Here is a 20419-nt window from a genome sequence, read left to right as displayed (position 1 = left end):
GTAATCTTAACATAGTACATTCAATTTCTTAATTTAGTCCATAATTTAATGTAAACAATACGCATCCATTTGGTTTTATCTTAGTCACTAAATTGAATACACTTGTTTTTTCTGAAAAATAAAAACTCACATAAGGATGCACATAATTGTCTAACAAACTCCAATTTTCGCTTGTAAGCCTTTCAGGTTTGCCTAAATATACCCATTTGTCATATACCGAGCCATAGCTTTTGTTTAAATCGTATTTTGTTATTTGAAAATTGTGTTCGGTGTTAAAAAAGTTCAATGATACTTTTTTCTCTTTTAATTTCTTTGATTCGCTGTCTCCGTATATCTCTTCTTCTGATATGACTTCTGGATTATACAAAAGTATCTGATATCCAGTTTCAGACCTTGTGATTATATATCCGTCATCTTTGTATAAAACCTCATCCCCTAATAGCGAAAGAAACTTAAATGCGTAGAATGATGGCTTATTTAAGTAATTGGCTGTAAATATTCCTTTTCCTCCGAAGAAAGTTTCGTTTGTAAGCACAGTATCTTTGGAAATTTCGTCTATTACATTCATTACCAGTCTTTTATTTTCCATGGTGTAACTATAAATTATATAATTTGACATTAGCAAAGTGTCATGCTTTGGGGATATTTCTGACAAAGGATAGACTATATCGAAGTCTTCCGTGGTTATATCCAGCCATTCTTCTAATTTAGAGTAGGTATTAGAGAATGTTTTAATAAAGTCTTCCACTATATGTCTTTGAACACCTTTTGTCGATATGATAGGGCTAAGCTTGATATCTTCTAGAAAATCAAGTATTATCTCTACTCTAGTCCAGTTTATAAACCTTTTATCCTTGCCTTTATATATATCCATATCATCCGAGAATAAATTATTTACTATCAGATATTTAAATCCTATTTCAGTTTGAATTTCTTTTAGTATTCTCCTGTTTTCTTCTTCAAGTAATAGCGAAACATCTCCAATGTCGATTATCTCAGGTCTTTTAAAAGTGTCCATTGGCTCTTTTTTTAGATCAATATCCAATTTAATTATTCTATTGTCGTAATTAAATCTCTCATAATCCGATAAATAACTCTCTAAATAAATAATTGCTTCTGATAAATCCAAGCTCTCTATTCTTTTTAATCTCTCCAATTCTTTGTCGCTTACCTTGTATTTTTTTCTATATTGAAGGGGCGTCATATTATAATGGTTTTTAAAGTGCTTGTTATAGTACCTTACATGTGAAAAGCCTACATCTTCTGCAATTTCACTGATTGATTTATCAGTATCCAATAACAATTTTGTCGATTCCTCGACTCTTATCTGATTTAAGTAGTCATTAAAACCCTTTCCAAAAACTTCTTTTATCTTATATGACAAGTACTGTGAGCTTAAAAACTCTTGTTTTGCTATGTCCTTCAAGCTAACTTTATTCATGTAATTGTTGCTTAAGTATTTCATTATTCTATGATATCTTTCCAATTGAATTTCATCATCTTTCAGGCTCTCTTCATCATAAAAAAGATAATGAAAGTTATTCAGAAGATGATACATGACATCAAGAAGCTTTTCTTCCACTACATCTTCGTAATCATCTAATTTTGAAATAACTTCGTATAATATGATAGCTAGTAATTTCTTAAGCTTATAATACTTTTCAGAATCTTGATCTCCTACATTTGTAGAATCTGTGTAATAAAATATATCTTTTGCGTCTTCATAATACGATTCAAAAAACAACGGGTCTATCTGAAAAATTAACAGTAAATTGTCCTCATCAATTGCTTCCATACTATATACTTCATCAGGATTAATAATCTCTATTTCAGTTTCCTTCAAAGGATATCTCTCTGCTTCTACGTTTAGCATGATGCTGCCTTTTAGCATAAACAGTATTTCTAAACTATTTTGCCAATGTAATGGATATTCTTTTACTTTTAGAAGCTCTATATTTAAAGGTAAGTCTTTAAAGTATTCCGCTCTTTCTCTTCGCATTGTTTCACCTACAATCAAATTATTATGGTTTATACTGGTATTATTATACCCAATTGGGTAATATAAACATATATAAATTATGGGAGGTCCAAAAATGGAGAGAAACAAAGAAAAATTTATTCCCGAGATAAACACTAAATTAAGAGAAAAAATAGTAAAAGTGCCAGAAGTAATATATCGAGCTAGCGGTATTAAAATCCTTGGAACAAGGATAAAATCCTTATTATTCTCTACAGATGTAGCTATAATAAAAAATACGAATGCAGACTCAATAATAGCAGTATATCCTTTTACACCTCAGCTATCCATCATTCACTCTATACTTGAGGTCGCAAACGTTCCAGTATTTGCAGGTGTTGGAGGGGGACTGACTACAGGTGAAAGATCTGTTCAGATAGCATTGCAGGCTGAACTATTGGGAGCTTATGGTGTTGTAGTAAATGCTCCGACAAAACCAGATGTCATCAAAAGGATGTATGAAGTGGTTGACATCCCAATAATTGGAACTGTCGTGTCAATGAAAGACGATTACAAAAGTAAGATCGATGCAGGTGTCAGAATATTAAATGTGTCAGGTGGAGCTAATACTCATGAAATTGTTAAAATGATAAGATCTGAGATAGGCAATGAATTTCCAATAATAGCTACTGGCGGTCCAACTGACGAGAGTATTATGAGAACAATTGAGGCTGGTGCAAATGCAATAACTTATACTCCTCCTACTAACGGAGATATATTTTCACAAGTAATGGAAAAATATCGAAAAGAACAAGAATCTTGATTTTTAAATCACCTCATAGTAAGCTATATTTATAAACAATTCACTGTGAGGTAATTATGAAACTAAAATCAAGCGATATCACAAAAACTGCTTTATTTTCAGCGTTGACGGCTATAGGAGCTTTTATTAGCATCCCTATAGGTCCTGTACCCATAACTTTGCAAAGTTTGTTTGTCTTGCTATCCGGATTTCTCTTAGGTCCTTATTTGGGAGCTCTATCGCAAGTTGTTTATCTGATTTTAGGATTAGTTGGGCTGCCAATTTTTGCATCTATGACAGGTGGCATTCAAACAGTATTTAAACCGAGTTTTGGTTTTCTGTTGAGCTTTGTTGCAGCATCATTTATAGCAGGATATTTTCCACAAAAGAAAAAGACCTTAGCAAGTTTCATTAAAGCTAGCATAATTTCTAGCATAACAATGTACTTGATAGGTCTTCCTTATATGGCTTTTATCCTTAATTCTTATTTAGGGAAAGGTCTTAGTCTCACGTATATATTGAAAATAGGCTGTTTAATGTTTATACCAGGCGATATATTAAAGTTATTCATAGCTTCAGTTTTGGGAAATAAATTAAAGGATAAGGTGTAGTTTACATCCTAATGTGAACTTCACCTGAATTCAAAGCTCTTCTTTCTCCATTGACATCGATAATTAGATTCCCATATTTATCGATGTCCAAAGCTTTTGCTATCACATTTTCATTTCCTATATCCAAGGCTATTTCTTTGCCGATTATCATGGAATTTTCTATCAAAAGAGTTTTGTATTTTTCAAAATCTCTATTCGTCTCAAAATCTAAAAAAATAGCATCCAAATGATATAGAATTCTTTCTAAGAGCAACTTACTATCAATTTTAATTTTCGTCTCCTCTTCTATTGAAGAAGCGAGGATATTTGCTTTCATGAATTCATCTCTAGTATTTTTAATGTTGATTCCGATGCCCATTATAACCCCGTTGAAATCTTTGAATTGAATTAGCTCTGTCAATATTCCACAAATTTTATATTTATTAATATACAAATCGTTCGGCCACTTTATATGTGCTTTTATATCTAATTCTTCCAATGCTTTAAAAACAGCAATAGACGCTAATTGTGTATATAGAGGCAATTTAGAGATCTCCAATTTAGAGTGGTAAATGACGCTAAAATACAGCCCGCCTTTATTTGATATGAATCCTCTTCCAGCTCTGCCTTTACCCTTGGTTTGTTCGTCACTTAATATTACCGTACCATTTTCTAAGTTAATGAAGTTTTTTTTAGCATATTCATTTGTTGAATCAATTACATCAAAGTGAATTAGTTTTTTCCCTATTAGTCTATTCTCTCGTTCCATCTGAATTTACAATATTATCTTTCAAAAATTTAATTATATCATCAGACTCATATAGAGGTTTGCCATTAACCAAAAGCATTGGAACTTGATCCAATCCACCTATCGATAATAACTCATCGTAGTATTCTTTGATGTTTATATTTCTCATTTCAATTTCTAAATTATTTTCTTTGATGTAATTTATAACTTTATTACAAAATGGGCAATAATCCATATAATACAATTTTAAGTCCACAATTTCCTCCTTAAATTATTAAAGGATTCTAACGAATCCTTTAAATAATCTCTTTCAATTTTCCAGTCACTTTATAATCTACTTCTCTCAATTCTTGTAAATCTTTCTTTCCTAACAGCATCATTATAACTTTTAATTTATAAATGGTATTCTCCATATATTCCATTGCGTTTGATATTCCTCCATGGACCAAATATGAGAGTATTTCGCCACTTATTCCTGCAACATCAGCGCCAAGTACAATAGATTTAATAATATCCATGCTTGTCCTTATTCCACCACTTGCGATAATACGCAAATCGTCTGGAAGTTTTCTAACCTGAATGATGCTTGCTGCTGTTGGTATTCCCCATGAATATAATTCTGTGAAGTCCATAGATGGATTTCTCAAATTCTCTATTTCAATGAAATTTGTTCCGCCAAATCCAGATACATCAATGTGTCTTACTCCAACATCATAGAGTTTCTTTGCTACGTCATAACTTATTCCAAAGCCCACTTCTTTAACAATAATAGGAACTTCTACACTTTTAACTATGGATTCAATGTTTTTTAAGACTCCCTTGAAATCTCTATCTCCTTCGTCCATAACCAATTCCTGAGCAACATTCAAATGTATTTGAAGCGCATCTGCTTTTAGAATATCTACTGCGAGCTTGGCGTCTTCAGATGACGATAAGCCTCCAATGTTTCCTATTACTATTCCTTCATCTCCTATGATATCTCTGACAACTCTGAAAGAATTCTCTGCCTCTTTATCTTCTAACACAATAGTTTCAGAGCCTACTGCCATCGGAATATTAAATTCCCTTGCTATAGTAGATAAATCTCTATTAATTCCTTCGCTAAAGTCAGAGCCACCTGTCATAGCATTTATCAGTACAGGGTAGTTGATTTTCTTGTTTAAAAATACAAGCGATGTGTTGATATCATCGAAGTTTAATTCTGGCAATGCATTGTGTGGTAAATACACATCTCCTAATAAGGTATCGCCTTTAAAAGAGGTCCTTAGGTAGTTCTCAACATGCTCTTTTTTCCTGGCTTTTCTCATTCTTACACCTCTTTGATATTTATTTAGGGAACTGTTATAGGTTCCACTATGTAATCTCCAAACATGTTATTTACCAATTCCTGCATTTGTTCTCCATCATAGATGAAATAACTTATATCGCCAATATACTCTCCTTCTCCAGGAATTGTAGCGGTTTCCATGAGATTAGTATCTATTTTGTTTACCATGGTTGCGCCTTTTAATACAAAATTAAACGGTATATTGGTTTCAACATTATTGTAATAGGTTTTTATAAGAGTAGGAATTTTAAATATGTTTTTAGGTGTTAAAGTCTGTTTTACTAGTTCCTTCATAAAGTACTGCTGGGCTTTTATCCTACCTACATCTCCATCCGGATATCCTACTGTGTAATTGTTGTTGTGTCTAAACCTTAAAAAATCATGTGCTTCTTGTCCGTTTAGATTTTGAAATCCTTTTTCTAAATTTATATGAAGCGGTGGATCCGCAGTAGGATCATCATACTTCATGTCAAATGGAACCTCTATATCGACTCCACCAATTGCATCTACAACTTCTTTTACTATCTGATAATCAACTAATACATAGTAATCAATATCAAATCCTATTAAATCACTTACTGCTTCAAGAGTCATATCCACTCCGCCGTATGCATGAGCAGCATTTATTTTATCCAATTTCCCATTTACCATCGTTCTGGTATCTCTTGGAATTGATAGGATAGAAATTTTCCCGGTATCGAAATTTACTCTAGTAAGCATTATAGTGTCTGTTCTGGTTCCCTTTGCATGATCGAGGTCTTTTGCGTCTACTCCAAGAAGTAAAAACACTAATTCATTTTTATCATTCTCGATTGGCTCTTCATCTATAGGATTTAATGGATCTTCCGCCGCAACTTTTTCTTCATCAAAAATAGTATTGGCTAACACTGCGTATATGGATGCAAATGCTAGCAACGACACTATAAATACAGTTATAAATTGTTTTTTCATCTTACACCTCTTAAAATATTATATAGTTATAATACTATATAATAAGTGCAATTACAATATTGAGAAAAAGAAAAGATGAGCTAAACTCATCTTTGATTTTCAACCACATCTAATAATATGCTTTTTCTAAGCTCTCTAGCTTTTTCACTGCCTCTTAAAGCTTCGACTATTTTTATCGCAAAATAATCAGCAGTTGCAGGTCCCATCGCTGTAATTATATTGCCATCTTTGACGACAATATCGTTTACAACTTTTGCACCAATTAATTTTTCTCCATATCCAGGAAAGCATGTTACTTTTTTCCCATCTAATATACCCGCTTCATAAAGTACGCTTGGGCCGGCACATATTGAGGCAACTATCTTTTCTTCATCATAGAATTCTTTAATAAGTTCTAGTACTCTTCTATTATTCTTTAAATTTGTTGCTCCAGGTTGCCCTCCAGGAATTACTATGGCAGAGTAATTAACTGAAGAAACGATCTCCTCTAGTAATTTGTTTGCTACAACTCTTATTTTATGAGATCCCTCTACGATTTGATTTTTACTTGTGGAGACTAATACAGCTTCCATACTAGCTCTTTGAAGGTAATCAGCACAAGTCAATGCTTCAACTTCCTCAAAACCGTCAGCAAGCATAATCAGAACTTTATTCATCATATCAACCCCTTTTTATCACATATTACTATTATAATTGACCCCTTGATATAAATCGAGTTCTTTTAATTTTTTATCTATTGAAGAGATAACTCCTAGCTTATCACAAGACCACTCTGGTTTAAAGAGCAACTTCTTATTCGCATCTCCTGTGAGTCTATGAATTACCATTTCTCTTGGTAGATACGATATTGCTATAGACACAATATCTACATATTCCTCTTTAGTTAATAATTTAAAACTCTCTTTAAGGTAATAATCATATAATCTTGAATCAGTTTGAATGTAAAGTGAATGAAATTTTACTCCCCAAGTATTGGTTTTAGCTAAATATTTGACTGAATTTAGCATATCTACTTTGTCTTCATATGGCAATCCAAATATCAAATGAGTTACTACTCTTATCTTTCTTTTCTTTAATTCCATTATAGTCTCCTCATAAGTATTTAAATCGTATCCTCGGTTTATTAACTTCGCTGTATCTTCGCTTACAGTTTGCAATCCTAACTCGATCCAAAGAAATGTCCTATTATTTAACTCTTCTAAATAATCATAGATTTCTTCATTGAAACAATCCGGTCTGGTCGCTATAGCTAATCCTACAATATCTTTTCTGCTCATTGCATTTTCATATTTGAGCTTTAAAGTGTCTATATCTGCGTAAGTGTTAGTAAAGGATTGAAAATATGCAATAAATTTATTTGTCTTCCATTTTCTCTTGTTAATTTCAATTTGGCTATCTATTTGTTTTTCTATATCTAGATTGAAATTAGTGAAATCTCCAGAGCCTTTTTCATTGCAAAAAAGGCACCCACTATAACTTAGTCTGCCATCTCTATTTGGACAAGTAAATCCACCATCTATAGCAATTTTTGAAACTTTTTCTCCAAATATTTTAAATAGCTCATCGTTTAATGTATTATATCTTTTCCCACTTAACATTTTATCCCTCATATTGTTCATCAATTACTATGCTTATGATGGATTCAACCATTTTTACAAGCATTTCATGAGGTTCTGCATAAAAATTATCCATATGAAGCCTGTTTTTATACAGTGGATAAATCCCGGTGAAACCACTAGAATAGAGTTTTTCAATTCCATTATCTGTATATCCGAATATGCCAACTACTGGTACATGGTTTTTATGTGCTATATCTACAATGTCCATCATGACGGGATTTAATTTTTCGCCTTTCATAACTTCAGTGGAGCCAGTTAAAACTAAATCTGCATTGTAAATATAATTTTTTAAATTGCTAATCTCATAAAAAGCATCTATAGTCGATATTATGTCAGCATTTAAAAAACTATATAATCCTGCTGCAACTCCGCCACCCGCACCTGAGCCTTTCACCTTTTCAACATCTACTCCTATTTTTTTCTCAACTACTAATGCAAAATTTCTAAGTCCCCTGTCTAAAGATTCTATAATCAAAGGCGTCGCACCTTTTATTGGCCCATAAGTATAAGCGATGCCGTGAAGTCCAGAAAACTCCTGATTATAATCCGTAACTACTGTAAATGAAGTCTCGTCAAGACGTGCATCTTTCTTCGAACTATCTATATCTCTTATTGTGTATAGTCCCTTTGCATTCAATTCAACTTCATTTCCATTAATGTCTAAAAATCTAAATCCCAAGCTATTTAATATTCCTATTCCAGCATCATTAGTAGCACTACCATGAGTGAAAACATAAAAATCCCTATATCCTTTATTTAATGCGTCTAAAATCAACAAACCCGTGCCATAAGTTGAAGTGTATAAAGGATTCTTTTCCTCCATATTCAAGTGTCTTAATCCTGAACTTTCCTTTAATTCAATGATCACTTTATCATTTAGCGCAGCGTATTTTGCATGGATTTTCCTTCCTAATGGATCAAGCGTTTCTTTTTCGTAAATTTTGCCTCCCAACGCTTTTGTCTGTTCAATTGGAGAATCTCCATTTAGCAAGGGGAATTTATAGATTTCAGCATTTTTTACTATATTTCTAACCCCATCTTCCATATATATGGCCATATCATTGGCATCTAAGATATTTCTAATCCCACATGGCGCAATTATAACTTTCATTTGAGCTCCCGCTTTCTTCTGTATTTATATAATTTGATTATACCCAAAGCGGTTTATTTATAACCTAGTATTTTTCTGATTTTCTCCTATGAAAAAAACCTTGACTTAAGTCAAGGTTTATTTATTGTAATAATTTTTAATTTCATTTATAAACAAGTCTATATCTTCTTTGGTAGTGTCAAAGGAGGTTACCAATCTTATTAAACCCTCTTTTTCATCATTTACATAAAATGCAAATTTTTCATGAAGTACATTTATCAAATCTTTTGGCATATAAGCGAATATCATATTAGCCCTGACTTTAGATTTTAACTTTATCTGATCGAATTTCTCCAATTCATTAGCAAAATATGTTGCCATCTCATTTGAATTTCTAGCATTTTCTTCCCATACTCCATCTAAATAGGCTAAAAACTGTGCGGAAATAAATCTCATCTTTGAAACTAGTTGCATACCTTGTTTTCTATAAAAATGATATCTGCCTTTGAGGTTGTCATTAAAAACAACAATTGCTTCACCAATCATCATTCCATTTTTAGTCCCACCAAAGCTAACTAAATCAACTCCTGTATCTGTTAACATCTCTTTGAATGACGAATTTAATGCGCATACTGCATTTGCAATCCTAGCTCCATCAACATGCAGATATAACCCATTTTTATGAGCAAAATCTGCTAGTGCTTTTATTTCATCAACTTCATATAAAGTTCCCAGTTCAGTAACTTGAGATATAGAGATGATTTTAGGTTGAACAGCATGCTCATCCCCTAAAACTATTAAAGTATCCACTATCATTTCAGGATTTATTTTGCCATCTTCAGTTTGTATTTGTATTATCTTATTGCCTGCATATCTTTCTAAAGCTCCACATTCATCAACATTTATATGTGCAGTTACTGGAGCAATCACTCCTTCGTATGGCAACAAGGCTCCTGATAACCCTATAACATTTGCAGATGTACCTGTAGTTACGAAAAAGACATCAACATCTTTTTCAAAGACAGATCTGAATTTTTCTATAGCTTTCTTTGTTACCGAATCTTCACCATAAGCACTTTCATGTTCAAAATTAACTTCCTCAATAGCTTTTAATACTTTAGGATGAACCCCAGATGTGTTGTCGCTTTTAAACATTTTCAACACTATCGCCTCCAGATTAAAAATTATTACCTGCTTATTTTCTTCTTAGCATTTGCTCTTTCAACTCTTACTTTTATCCCTCTTATTTTCTTGCCATTTAAACTATTTATAATTACTTCATCGTATTCAGAAGGTACTTCAATAAAAGTAAAATCGTCATATAGATCTATATTTCCAATGATTTTTTTATTTAAACCAGTCTCTTCAAATATTGCAGATAATATATGTCTTGGGCTGATGCCTAGAGTCTTTCCTGCATTTATGTGAAGTCTTGTATACATTCCATTTGGATTGTATTTTCTCTTTGTATCTATCTGCTCTATTTCTTCATGACCTTCAAATATTTTTTTCTCATCTAAATACATCTTCAATAGTGCAAGAGCTATGTCAAATGAGCTGTACTCTTCTAATAACAATGCATCTAATATTGAATTGTATTTAGTTAAGTCATTTTCTTCAATTGCCTCAATTTCTTGCTTTATCTTATCTTGAACGCTTTCAGTGTATTTTGCTTGTATATCCTTTAAAGTTGGTATTTCTCTTCTCTCTATAGTTGTCTTAGTGTACTTTTGTATGTCTTTAAGTTTATATATCTCTCTTCCAGATACAAAACTAAAAGCTCTTCCACTTCGTCCTGCTCTTGCTGTCCTGCCTATCCTATGAACATAGTTTTCTTCGTCTTGTGGCAAATCATAATTTACTACCAAATCAATATCATCAACATCTAATCCTCTAGCGGCTACATCGGTAGCTACTAAGATATCAATTGTTGATTTCCTGAATTTGTTCATTACCATATCCCTTTGATTTTGCTTTAAGTCTCCATGCAGCCCATCAGCTAAATAGCCTCTAGATTGAAGTTCTGTAGTCAACTCATCTACTTTCTTTTTGGTGTTGCAAAATACCAATGTCAATTTTGGGTTGTATATATCTATTAGTCTACTGAGTATCTCAGTTTTCATCTGTGATCTTACTTCGTAATACGATTGCTCTACTTTAGGTACAGTAAGTTCTTTATGAACTACTTTTATATACTGTGGGTCTTTTTGGAACTTCTTTGCAAATTGTCTTATTTCATCTGGCATAGTCGCTGAGAAAAATATTGTCTGCCTTTCTTTTGGCAATGTATTCATAACCAATTCAATATCATCTCTAAATCCCATGTCAAACATCTCGTCAGCTTCATCGAGCACCATGTATTTTATGCTGTCAGTCTTTATAGTTTTTCTTCTAATGTGATCAATGACTCTACCAGGTGTGCCTACAACTATTTGCACTCCTGCTTTTAAACCCTTTAATTGTCTTTCTATTGGTTGTCCGCCGTAAACTGGTAATATGTTAAGCCCTTTTACGTGCTTAGCTAAATTTGTAAGTTCTTCAGCTACCTGTACAGAAAGCTCTCTAGTTGGACATAGTATGAGCGCTTGAGTCTTTTTTACACTTACATCTACCATTTCTAACAAAGGTATGCCAAAAGCAGCTGTTTTACCGGTTCCTGTTTGTGCTTGGCCGATTACATCTATACCTTGTAAAAGAATAGGTATTGCTTGTGATTGAATAGGGGACATCTCTTCAAAACCCATATCCCTTATGCCTTTCTTCACAGCCTCACTAAATTCCATTTCATCAAATCTTAATTTCTCCATATAAAAAAATTTCCTCCTTGTCTTTAACTAATTAAGTATATACTTAAGTAGACATAAAAGCAAGAAAAAAGTTTAGAGCGACCTCTAAACTTTATCCAAGTAATCTTTATATCCTTCTTTTTCCATATCCTCTTTCTTTATAAATCTCAAGCTTGCTCCATTAATGCAATACCTAAGCCCACCTTTTTCACTTGGCCCATCATTGAATACATGCCCCAAATGCGAATCTGCTTCTTTGGATCTTACTTCAGTTCTAATCATTCCATGGGAAAGATCCTTTTTTTCAACAATATTTTCTTCATCGACAGGTTTAGTAAAACTTGGCCAACCACACCCTGCATCAAATTTGTCTTTTGAAGAAAAAAGCACTTCTCCTGAAACTATGTCTACATATATCCCTTCTTCAAAATTGTCGTTCAGCGGACTTGAAAAAGGTCTTTCTGTCGCGTTTTCCTGAGTTACTTTGTAAGATATGGGATTTAAGTCTCTTTTTAATTTTTCTTTGTCAATCTTTTTCATAATCATCACCTTTGATTATGTATATCCAAAATTAGTTGTTCTTAAACAAAATGCCCTTTGGTATACCAAAGGGCATTTTGCTAGTTTTGAGTTTCAACTTTATTAACGACTTTAATGTTGCTTGTTTTTTTCTCATAAAAGTAGAACATCAATAAAGCAATTATTGAGAATAATACCGGTCCTATAATTGACCATATAGCGCTCTTTAAATCTCCGTTTAGAGCTGGCTCTAATATTGTAAAGAAGTTAGCGAAACCAACTGTCAAAACAACTATTACAGTAGCAACAAATGATGTCTTATAGTTTTTATAAACCTCAAATGGTTTTACAATCTCTTGATTTTTCTTAAATGCAGGGAATGCTCCTGCTAAGAACATATAAGGTACTGTCATAGCAACATTTGTCATAATAACCAATATGTCAAAGAACTTGGAAACTGACTCTCCGCCGAAAGATACTAAAGCTATAATAGCACTTACAACAACTGCTTGAACAACCATTGCATTCACGGGCATCCCATTTTTCTCATCGATTTTACTGAATTTGCCAGGCCATAGCTCTTTTGGTGTACCTTCGATTAATTGTTTTAATGGTGAATATGTCAAAGTAAAGAATGCACCCATTAAAGCTAAAAATGTCGAGAAACCAAATACTCTAGCAATTACTCTTCCGAATAAAAGAGCTGTTTGCTCAGCCACGCCCATCGCTTGACCTACAGCCACACCGAGGTTATTCATTATAACATAGCTTGCATTTCCGATGTGAACATTAGATGAATTTATTACATCATTCCAATTTGTAAATGCCCCAACTAGCAATATTCCAAGAGCATATCCAATTGATATTACTGCGGCAGATATCGCAACTCCCTTTGGAAATGTCTTTTCTGGGTTCTCTGTTTGGTCTACTAATCCACCCACTGCCTCAATTCCACCATATGCAAATATTGCATATACCACAAATGATAATGACGCAATAAAACTCCCTTGATACTCTGGATTAATTGGCTGAGTAAATGATTTTAATCCAACTATTGGCTCAGCAAAACTGCCTTTGTTTAAAACTAAAACAGTAATTGCACCTACCCATAGTAGAATATTTAATCCAGTTACAGCTATTCCTCCAATCGAGGTAACCTTTTTAATCTTATCTAGGCCTTTTGTAGAAACAAAAGTAACGAATAAAATCCATATAATTCCTAATACCCCAAGAACTTGCGTAGCACTTAAACCTAGGAATGACCAAGTTTGTGTATTATCTTGTCCAAAAATTGCATTGGACAATGGTACCCATAGTCCAGAAGAAACATTCACCATCCAAATAATATATGAAGAATACCACATGAATGTTGCTACAAATGCGTATTTAGGCCCTACAGACTTTTCCATCCACGAATATATACCGCCTTTTTCATCTTTAAAAGCTGCTCCATACTCAGCCATCATAAATGCGAATGGTATAAAAAATAAAATGCCAGATACTATAAACCAAGGAATTGCAGCATATCCCATCTTGTAAAATGACCTAGGAATGTTGTTAAAGCCATATACAGAGGTGAAAATCATAAGAATTAATGAAACTAGTGTTAATTTTGATTTTGAAGCATCTTTAGCCATATTATCCTCCTCAATAGTTAATTTAATAACATATAGTACAACGTTATTAATTATATACGATTTATAGTAAAATGCAATACGTTTGCTAATTATAATTTTATTCTGATTTTTCACTACTTTATATACTATTCGTTAATAGCTTGTTTATGCGTATTTTGTATGATTATTTGTAATATTTCCAAAATAGATTGTTTCGATTTATGAAATATCATGAACGTTTTATTTCAATTTTCTTATTTCCACGTATTTAACAATTTTTTAAATATTTCATTGTGTGAAATTATTCGTTATTTTTTTAACTTTCTTTGTTGTTGCTACTATAAAAAGCTATGTTATAATATTAGTGTGTCGAAATAAATATAGAGGTGATGCAATTTGCGTTGGAGTCTAAAAGAATTATACCCATCATTTGATAGTGATGAATTTCAATCAGATTTAGTTTATTTCAAAAAACTAGTTGAAGATATAAATGCTTGGACTAGTGAAGCTTTTTTAAACACAGATAATGCAAAAGAGAAATTGGAAACTTATATCGATCATTTGAAACAATACAGATACTATGTTTCTAGGTTAGCTGCATTTGCGCATTTAACAAACGCAGTTGACGCAAACGATGAAGAAGCTTTTAAATATCTTGACAAAATCGAGGTAATTGCAAACGAAATAACTCCTTCAATCGTTGAATTTCAAAATTTTCTACTAAAACTTGATAATCTTGAAGAAGTTATTGCTTCAAGTGCTTTATTAAGAGAACATGAGTACTTCCTTTTATCAAATAGACAAAGAGCAAAATTTTTACTTCCAAAAGATCAAGAGGTAATCATATCAAAATTAACAAATACAGGTTCTTCAGCCTGGGAAGGACTTCAAAACAAAGTCGTTTCAACTCTTGATGTAGATATAACACTTGCTGGCAAAAAAGAAACTTTACCACTTCCAGTGGTTAGAAATTTAGCTTATGATGCAGATGCCAATGTAAGAAAAACTGCCTATTTTGCAGAACTCGACTCTTACAAAAAAATTGAAGATGCCTCAAGTGCGGCATTAAATGGCATTAAGGGCGAAGTAATTACTTTATGTGATTTGAGAGGCTACAAATCGCCGCTCCATGAAACTCTCATAAAGTCAAGAATGGATGAAGAAACTTTAAATGCAATGCTTGAAGCGATGAATGAAAATCTGGATATTTTCCATAGATACTATAAAAAGAAAGCTGAATTGTTAGGGCATAAAGGCAGTCTTCCATTCTACGATCTATTTGCTCCGGTCGGTAAAAACGATAGAACATTCTCATATGAAGAAGCCATTAATTATGTAATAGATAATTTCAGAACCTTTAGCGATAGATTGGCAGATTTCGTTAAAAATGCTTATGAGAATAATTGGCTGGATGTTGAGCCTCGAAAAGGAAAAAGAGGCGGAGCATTCTGTTCAAATCTTCATTGCATAGGTCAAAGCAGAGTTATGGCAAATTTCAATGGAAGCTTTTCAAATATGACAACTTTAGCTCATGAGCTAGGACATGCTTATCATGGATTTAACTTAAAGGATGAATCTATACTAAATAGTTCGTATCCTATGCCTATAGCTGAAACCGCTTCTATATTTTGTGAAACTATCGTGGTAAATGCAAGTTTAAAAGAAGCAAAAAATATCGATGAAAAAATTGCTATATTAGAAGAATCAATATCTGGTTCAGGACAAGTAATAGTGGATATATTAAGCAGGTTTTTATTTGAGTCCGAAGTGTTCGAAAGAAGAAAAGATCATCCTTTAACTGTAAATGAGTTAAAAGACATGATGATTGATTCTCAAAAGAAGGCTTATGGTGATAGCCTAGATGAAAATTATCTGCATCCTTATATGTGGATAAATAAATCTCATTATTACTCTGCAGACTTGAGTTTTTATAATTTTCCATATGCATTTGGCCTTTTATTTTCAAAAGGATTGTATGCAAAATATCTAAATGATAAAGACAATTTTGTAAAACAATATGATGCTTTGCTGAGAGAAACAGGCAAAAACGATATCTATAATGTGGCGAAGATGATGGATATCGATGTTCACGATAAGAATTTCTTCATTAGCTCTTTAAAATTAATTGAACAAGAAGTAAATATGTATATAGAATTAGCAGATGAAATCATAAAAGACATGGCTTAAGCCATGTCTTTTATTTTAATTTCGCGTTGTTTATTTTATTCAACAATTTTTCACCTTTTAAATCATTAGTAACATTTATCCTCGGCATCTTCTTTAAATCATTTACAGTTTTATATTCCCTGATACCTTCATCTGATGTTAAGCTGCCTTTAAATCCAAAATTGTAAATGGCCTTTTCAGTTAAATCTGAGTATGCACCATATGGATATACCAAAAATAAAGGAATATGTCTAGTATTATTATAAGTCAAGTAGTTTAATGTGACAAGGTCATCCCTCAACCTCATTCTGTATTTATATTCGTTCTCGCCTTTAAGTTTCATAACTCCTTTTGCAGTTGGCTTGTTAAATCCAGCGCTATATCCTTCAGTTGAATGTAAATCATAAGTGTGATTTTGTATATCGACTAATCCACTATCTATCATTTCTTTTGCTTGTTCCCATGAAAAATGCGGAATAATTGGTGTTTTATCATCCATCATGGTATCTCTGCCAACCGACCAGCCGATTATTGAAACAGTAAGTTTCATATCTGTCTCTTTAGCTATTGGATATGCTATTTCATAAAACGAAGAATATCCATCATCAAATGTTATTATTATGGGTTTTTTCGGCAAAACTGTATTTCCTTTTAAATAATCATGTAGTCCAGTTAAAAATATAGTCTCATACCCAGCTTCTTTTAAAGTTATTATGTCCTCAAGAAATTTGTCTTTGCTCACTACCATTGAATTGTTGACCTCATCGCTTATATGATGATACATCAACACTGGAATCTTTATTGGTTTAATTCCTTTAGCAGCCTCAATTTTAGTTGTAGTGGTTATAAATAATAAAAAGACAATTATAAAAGTTCTAGAAAAAGTTTTTCTCCCCACCTTTACCTCCAATATGTATGTAATATTCTTACATATAATATCGGACGCATTTCCAAATTTTTAACTATTTAAAAATTGTAATCATATCGTAACCACTTCTTTCCAATTAATGCTATAATGAGTAAAAGGAGATGATTTTGTATGAAAAGCTTTAAAAAATTAAGTTTGATAATTTTATCTTTAATTCTCATCCTTTCATTGCTTGTAGGCTGTAGCAGCAGTAAAAATAGCTCAGATAATGAATCAGCAGTTACTAGTCCAGAAAATATTAGTCCAGAATCTCCAAGTGAAACTCAAGAATTTACAGGTGAAAAGGGCAGCTCTATAGAACCAGAAAAAGTTATCACAACAATCACTATGAATATAGAAACTCTAGAGTACGAGAAAACTTTGGATAAATTAAATCAATTAATAGAAGCAAACGATGGCTATGTTGTAAATTCTCAAGTGTCTTATGATAATAAAATCAGCGCCAGATACAGCGAATATGACAGATATGCGTATTACGAGATTAGAATCCCAAAAGACAAAGTTTCAAGCTTTAAAAAATCTCTCCCAGACATTGGCAACATAACCAACGAGTATACTTCTAAACAAGATGTTACAAAATATTATATAGATACCGAATCGCGAATAAAAGTCTTAGAAACTAAGGAAGAAAGACTCTTAAGTCTTTTAGAAAGAGCAGAGAAAATAGAAGATATACTAGCTATAGAAAATCAATTAAGCGATGTTATATCCCAAAAGGAATCTCTAAAAGCTGAACTACAGGGACTCGATGAGAGAATTGATTTTTCAACTTTTTATATATCAATCTATGAAGTGAACAAATTATCTAGTTCAGCAGGGGTCAATGCTGGATTCTTTACTAAATTGAAAGCCGCTTTTAATGATGCTATAAATAAGTTTTATATTTTTATTGAGCAATTAGTTTTATTTATAGTATCTAATATATTCTTCATTATTCTATTAGGTGTGATAATCTATGTCATAGTCAAATACGGCATGAAGAGAAATAAGAAAAAAATAAATTATCCTCCTAAAGAAGATTCAAGCAAGAAATAAGTCATAAAAAATCCTGAGGCTAAAAGCCTCAGGATTTTAAATTTTTATTCTCTTCCCTTTTTAATCCAACTTGCAACTTCTACAGTTCTTCTTGCTTGAAATCTAACAGCTGGTTCTACATTCTCAACTATGCTTCCATCCATAGCTACTGTAGCTGATGTGCCATAAGGATTGCCACCCGCTCCATAAACTGCTTCATCTATAAATCCCGGTGTCACAATTATTGCTCCCCAATGCATCATAGTTGTAAGAATAGCTTTAACTGTGCCCTCTTGACCTCCATGAGGATTTTGTGCTGATGACATTGCTGATACTACTTTATTTGCTAACTTACCTTGTGCCCAAAGTCCACCCTGCATATCTAAGAAATTTTTAAGTTGAGATGGAATATTTCCAAATCTGCTTCCCGCACTGAAAATAAATGCATCTGCCCAGACCAAATCATCAGAAGTAGCAACAGGTATATCTTTTGTTGCTTCTTTCATAGCTTTTAATCCCTCATTGGCATTAATAATTTCTTCAGGAATTAATTCTTGAACTTTCAAGAGTCTAACCTCTGCTCCTACTTTTTCAGCTTCATCTCTTGCCCATTGTGCCATTTTAAAATTTGTGCCATACCCACTATAAAATATAACTGCCAATTTGACTTTATCCATTAAATACTCCTCCTATATATTAGTATATTATTGTCGTAGCATTAATATACCCTAGGAAGAAAAATAATAAACAAATATATACTAAATTAGTAGGAATTATTTTTACTCACATTCTGGGCATACACCAGACACTAAAACTTGGACATCTTCTACTGTAAAACCATCCAATTCATTAGTTATTGCACTTTCATTCATAGGTATGTCGTAAATTTGCCCGCATACCCTGCATTTAAAGTGGCCGTGAAAACCTCTCTCAGCTTCAAACCGCAACTCATTTCCTTCAATATTTATTGCTCTTACTATCCCTTTATCAATAAATAGTTTTAAAGTGTTATAAACTGTAGTTTTTGATAAAGTCAAAATCTCCTTTGAAAGCTGTTCATATAGCTCGTCAACCGTTGGATGTATTCTTGATTCCACTAAAAGAGTATAAATTTTAACTCTTATAAAAGATGGCCTCATTTTATTTTCTTTTAATACAGCTACAATAGCTTCATTATTCATATCAACAACTCCATTTATATTATGTTAATATGATATCTTATTTATAATATTAGGTCAATCGATTTATTTTATTCAAATGCTTCTTCTACCTTCCAGACTTTCCATACATTTCCAACTAAATCAGGTCCAGGTTTTAAAGTTGTTTTTCCAGGTTTCCATCCAGATGGTGTAACTTCTCCACCTTGAGTTTTTCTTACTAATTGGAAAGCTTTTATCTGTCTTATTGTTTCACTTACATTTCTTCCTACTGGTGGAGTTAATACTTCAAATCCTTGAATCACTCCATCTGGGTCAATAATAAATCTTCCTCTTGTTTCTGTTCCGCTATCTTCATCGTATATACCATATAGAGTTCCAATATAGCCACCTGCATCTGATACCATAGGGAATGGAATGTCTTTATTAATCATCTTCGATAATTCATGATCATTCCACATCTTGTGTACGAAATGGCTGTCAGTACTTACGGATAAAACTTCAACTCCCAATTCTTTAAATTCATCAAATTTAGCAGCAACTGCTGCTACCTCAGTAGCTCAGACGAAAGTAAAGTCTCCCGGATAAAAACATAGTAGTACCCATTTCCCTTTGTAGTCTTCTAATTTTACATTAATAAACTTGCCTTCATGAAAAGCTGGCGCTTCAAACAAAGGTGCTGGTTTCCCCACTTTAACCATAGTTATGACCTCCTTTTTTTCACTTGGATTTTCAATTGTTTCTTCTTTCTTTCTTTTTATCTCCGGTCGTGTGCAACCTGGTTTTAATTCTTCTGCCATAGATTTTCCCTCCTTGTACAATATAGTTATAATCAAATTACAGTTTTCCACTGTAATAATTATCAATTTCTTAAATAATAATATAGTCTTCTTTTCTAATCATTAAATACATTTCTTTGGCTTCTTATCTTAGCCATAAAGCCAGTTTATTTTGGCCTGAACCATGAACAATATTGTATAATTAATTTATGGATTTGGAGGTTGATGCAATTCCTCCTAGGACGCCTTTATGCGACTACCTGTAAAAAAGAGTATCTATCCATTCTCATAAGATTACATTATTTGGCTGGTTGAGGCCAGTTAACACTGGTTCCTCGTGTCACATGCAAGGTTGTGTACTTATTTGAGA

General features: G+C 32.6%; 20 protein-coding genes. 4 read left to right on the top strand and 16 right to left on the bottom strand.

Annotation, left to right across the window (positions count from 1 at the left end; genetic code table 11):
• Positions 1–28: 28 nt before the first annotated feature.
• On the bottom strand, positions 29–1999 hold the full coding sequence (locus BO51_RS06675) for a helix-turn-helix domain-containing protein (RefSeq protein ID WP_496485155.1): 1971 nt from the start codon (positions 1997–1999) through the stop codon (positions 29–31).
• Positions 2000–2093: 94 nt separating this feature from the next.
• Here BO51_RS06675 and BO51_RS06670 point away from each other — a divergent pair, with 94 nt between their 5' ends.
• Both BO51_RS06670 and BO51_RS06665 read left to right on the top strand, forming a co-directional pair.
• A complete protein-coding gene (locus tag BO51_RS06670; RefSeq protein ID WP_496485153.1) occupies positions 2094–2780 on the top strand; it encodes a beta/alpha barrel domain-containing protein in 687 nt (228 codons plus the stop codon).
• A gap of 56 nt (positions 2781–2836) precedes the next feature.
• Positions 2837–3370, top strand: a complete 534-nt coding sequence (locus BO51_RS06665) for a biotin transporter BioY (protein WP_496485151.1) — start codon at positions 2837–2839, stop codon at positions 3368–3370.
• A 1-nt stretch (position 3371) separates the two neighbouring features.
• Here BO51_RS06665 and BO51_RS06660 read toward each other — a convergent pair whose 3' ends face one another.
• The 11 genes from BO51_RS06660 to yjeM all read right to left on the bottom strand — a co-directional run bounded on the left by BO51_RS06660 (position 3372) and on the right by yjeM (position 14026).
• Entirely contained in the window at positions 3372–4118 is a 747-nt protein-coding gene (locus BO51_RS06660) for a biotin--[acetyl-CoA-carboxylase] ligase (RefSeq protein ID WP_496485150.1), read from the bottom strand.
• Positions 4102–4353 carry a glutaredoxin family protein gene (locus BO51_RS06655; RefSeq protein WP_496485148.1) on the bottom strand — a complete coding sequence of 84 codons (252 nt, stop codon included), beginning with the start codon at positions 4351–4353 and terminating at the stop codon, positions 4102–4104. The genes BO51_RS06660 and BO51_RS06655 overlap by 17 nt, the downstream gene beginning before the upstream one ends.
• A gap of 40 nt (positions 4354–4393) precedes the next feature.
• Complete coding sequence (gene fni, locus BO51_RS06650) at positions 4394–5404, bottom strand: type 2 isopentenyl-diphosphate Delta-isomerase (protein WP_496485147.1); 1011 nt, start codon at positions 5402–5404, stop codon at positions 4394–4396.
• A gap of 23 nt (positions 5405–5427) precedes the next feature.
• Positions 5428–6375: an LCP family protein gene (locus BO51_RS06645; RefSeq protein ID WP_496485145.1), complete on the bottom strand. Its 948-nt coding sequence runs from the start codon at positions 6373–6375 to the stop codon at positions 5428–5430.
• 86 nt (positions 6376–6461) lie between these two features.
• Positions 6462–7031 carry a DJ-1 family glyoxalase III gene (locus tag BO51_RS06640; protein ID WP_496485143.1) on the bottom strand — a complete coding sequence of 190 codons (570 nt, stop codon included), beginning with the start codon at positions 7029–7031 and terminating at the stop codon, positions 6462–6464.
• Between the two features lie 18 nt (positions 7032–7049).
• The gene (gene mnmL, locus BO51_RS06635; RefSeq protein WP_496485141.1) at positions 7050–7973 is read right to left on the bottom strand and encodes a tRNA modification radical SAM protein MnmL/YtqA; all 924 of its coding nucleotides are present in this window, start codon (positions 7971–7973) and stop codon (positions 7050–7052) included.
• Between the two features lies 1 nt (position 7974).
• The gene (locus tag BO51_RS06630; RefSeq protein ID WP_496485139.1) at positions 7975–9105 is read right to left on the bottom strand and encodes a glycerate kinase; all 1131 of its coding nucleotides are present in this window, start codon (positions 9103–9105) and stop codon (positions 7975–7977) included.
• A gap of 117 nt (positions 9106–9222) precedes the next feature.
• Entirely contained in the window at positions 9223–10239 is a 1017-nt protein-coding gene (locus tag BO51_RS06625; RefSeq protein ID WP_496485184.1) for a threonine aldolase family protein, read from the bottom strand.
• Positions 10240–10271: 32 nt separating this feature from the next.
• On the bottom strand, positions 10272–11891 hold the full coding sequence (locus BO51_RS06620) for a DEAD/DEAH box helicase (RefSeq protein WP_135271714.1): 1620 nt from the start codon (positions 11889–11891) through the stop codon (positions 10272–10274).
• 84 nt (positions 11892–11975) lie between these two features.
• The gene (gene msrB, locus BO51_RS06615; protein ID WP_496485136.1) at positions 11976–12410 is read right to left on the bottom strand and encodes a peptide-methionine (R)-S-oxide reductase MsrB; all 435 of its coding nucleotides are present in this window, start codon (positions 12408–12410) and stop codon (positions 11976–11978) included.
• Between the two features lie 80 nt (positions 12411–12490).
• A complete protein-coding gene (gene yjeM, locus BO51_RS06610) occupies positions 12491–14026 on the bottom strand; it encodes a glutamate/gamma-aminobutyrate family transporter YjeM (protein WP_496485134.1) in 1536 nt (511 codons plus the stop codon).
• 375 nt (positions 14027–14401) lie between these two features.
• Between yjeM and BO51_RS06605 the strand changes: the two genes are divergently transcribed.
• Positions 14402–16192, top strand: a complete 1791-nt coding sequence (locus BO51_RS06605) for a M3 family oligoendopeptidase (RefSeq protein WP_496485132.1) — start codon at positions 14402–14404, stop codon at positions 16190–16192.
• 10 nt (positions 16193–16202) lie between these two features.
• On the opposite strand, the gene BO51_RS06600 is transcribed toward BO51_RS06605, so the two are convergent.
• Positions 16203–17069: a polysaccharide deacetylase family protein gene (locus BO51_RS06600; RefSeq protein ID WP_496485130.1), complete on the bottom strand. Its 867-nt coding sequence runs from the start codon at positions 17067–17069 to the stop codon at positions 16203–16205.
• Positions 17070–17210: 141 nt separating this feature from the next.
• On the opposite strand from BO51_RS06600, the gene BO51_RS06595 reads away from it, so the two are divergent.
• The gene (locus BO51_RS06595) at positions 17211–18134 is read left to right on the top strand and encodes a DUF4349 domain-containing protein (protein ID WP_496485128.1); all 924 of its coding nucleotides are present in this window, start codon (positions 17211–17213) and stop codon (positions 18132–18134) included.
• A gap of 44 nt (positions 18135–18178) precedes the next feature.
• Here BO51_RS06595 and wrbA read toward each other — a convergent pair whose 3' ends face one another.
• The 3 genes from wrbA to prxU form a co-directional block, all read right to left on the bottom strand.
• Entirely contained in the window at positions 18179–18790 is a 612-nt protein-coding gene (gene wrbA / locus BO51_RS06590) for an NAD(P)H:quinone oxidoreductase type IV (RefSeq protein WP_496485126.1), read from the bottom strand.
• Positions 18791–18892: 102 nt separating this feature from the next.
• Positions 18893–19294: a Fur family transcriptional regulator gene (locus BO51_RS06585; protein ID WP_496485124.1), complete on the bottom strand. Its 402-nt coding sequence runs from the start codon at positions 19292–19294 to the stop codon at positions 18893–18895.
• Between the two features lie 68 nt (positions 19295–19362).
• Positions 19363–19971, bottom strand: coding sequence for a thioredoxin-dependent peroxiredoxin (gene prxU, locus BO51_RS06580; RefSeq protein ID WP_496485182.1), 609 nt, complete (start codon positions 19969–19971; stop codon positions 19363–19365).
• Positions 19972–20419 lie beyond the last annotated feature (448 nt).

It is taken from the genome of Soehngenia saccharolytica DSM 12858 (genome assembly GCF_059568515.1).
The sequence above is the reverse complement of the archived record's forward strand: the minus strand, read 5'-3'. Positions and strand labels throughout refer to the sequence as shown.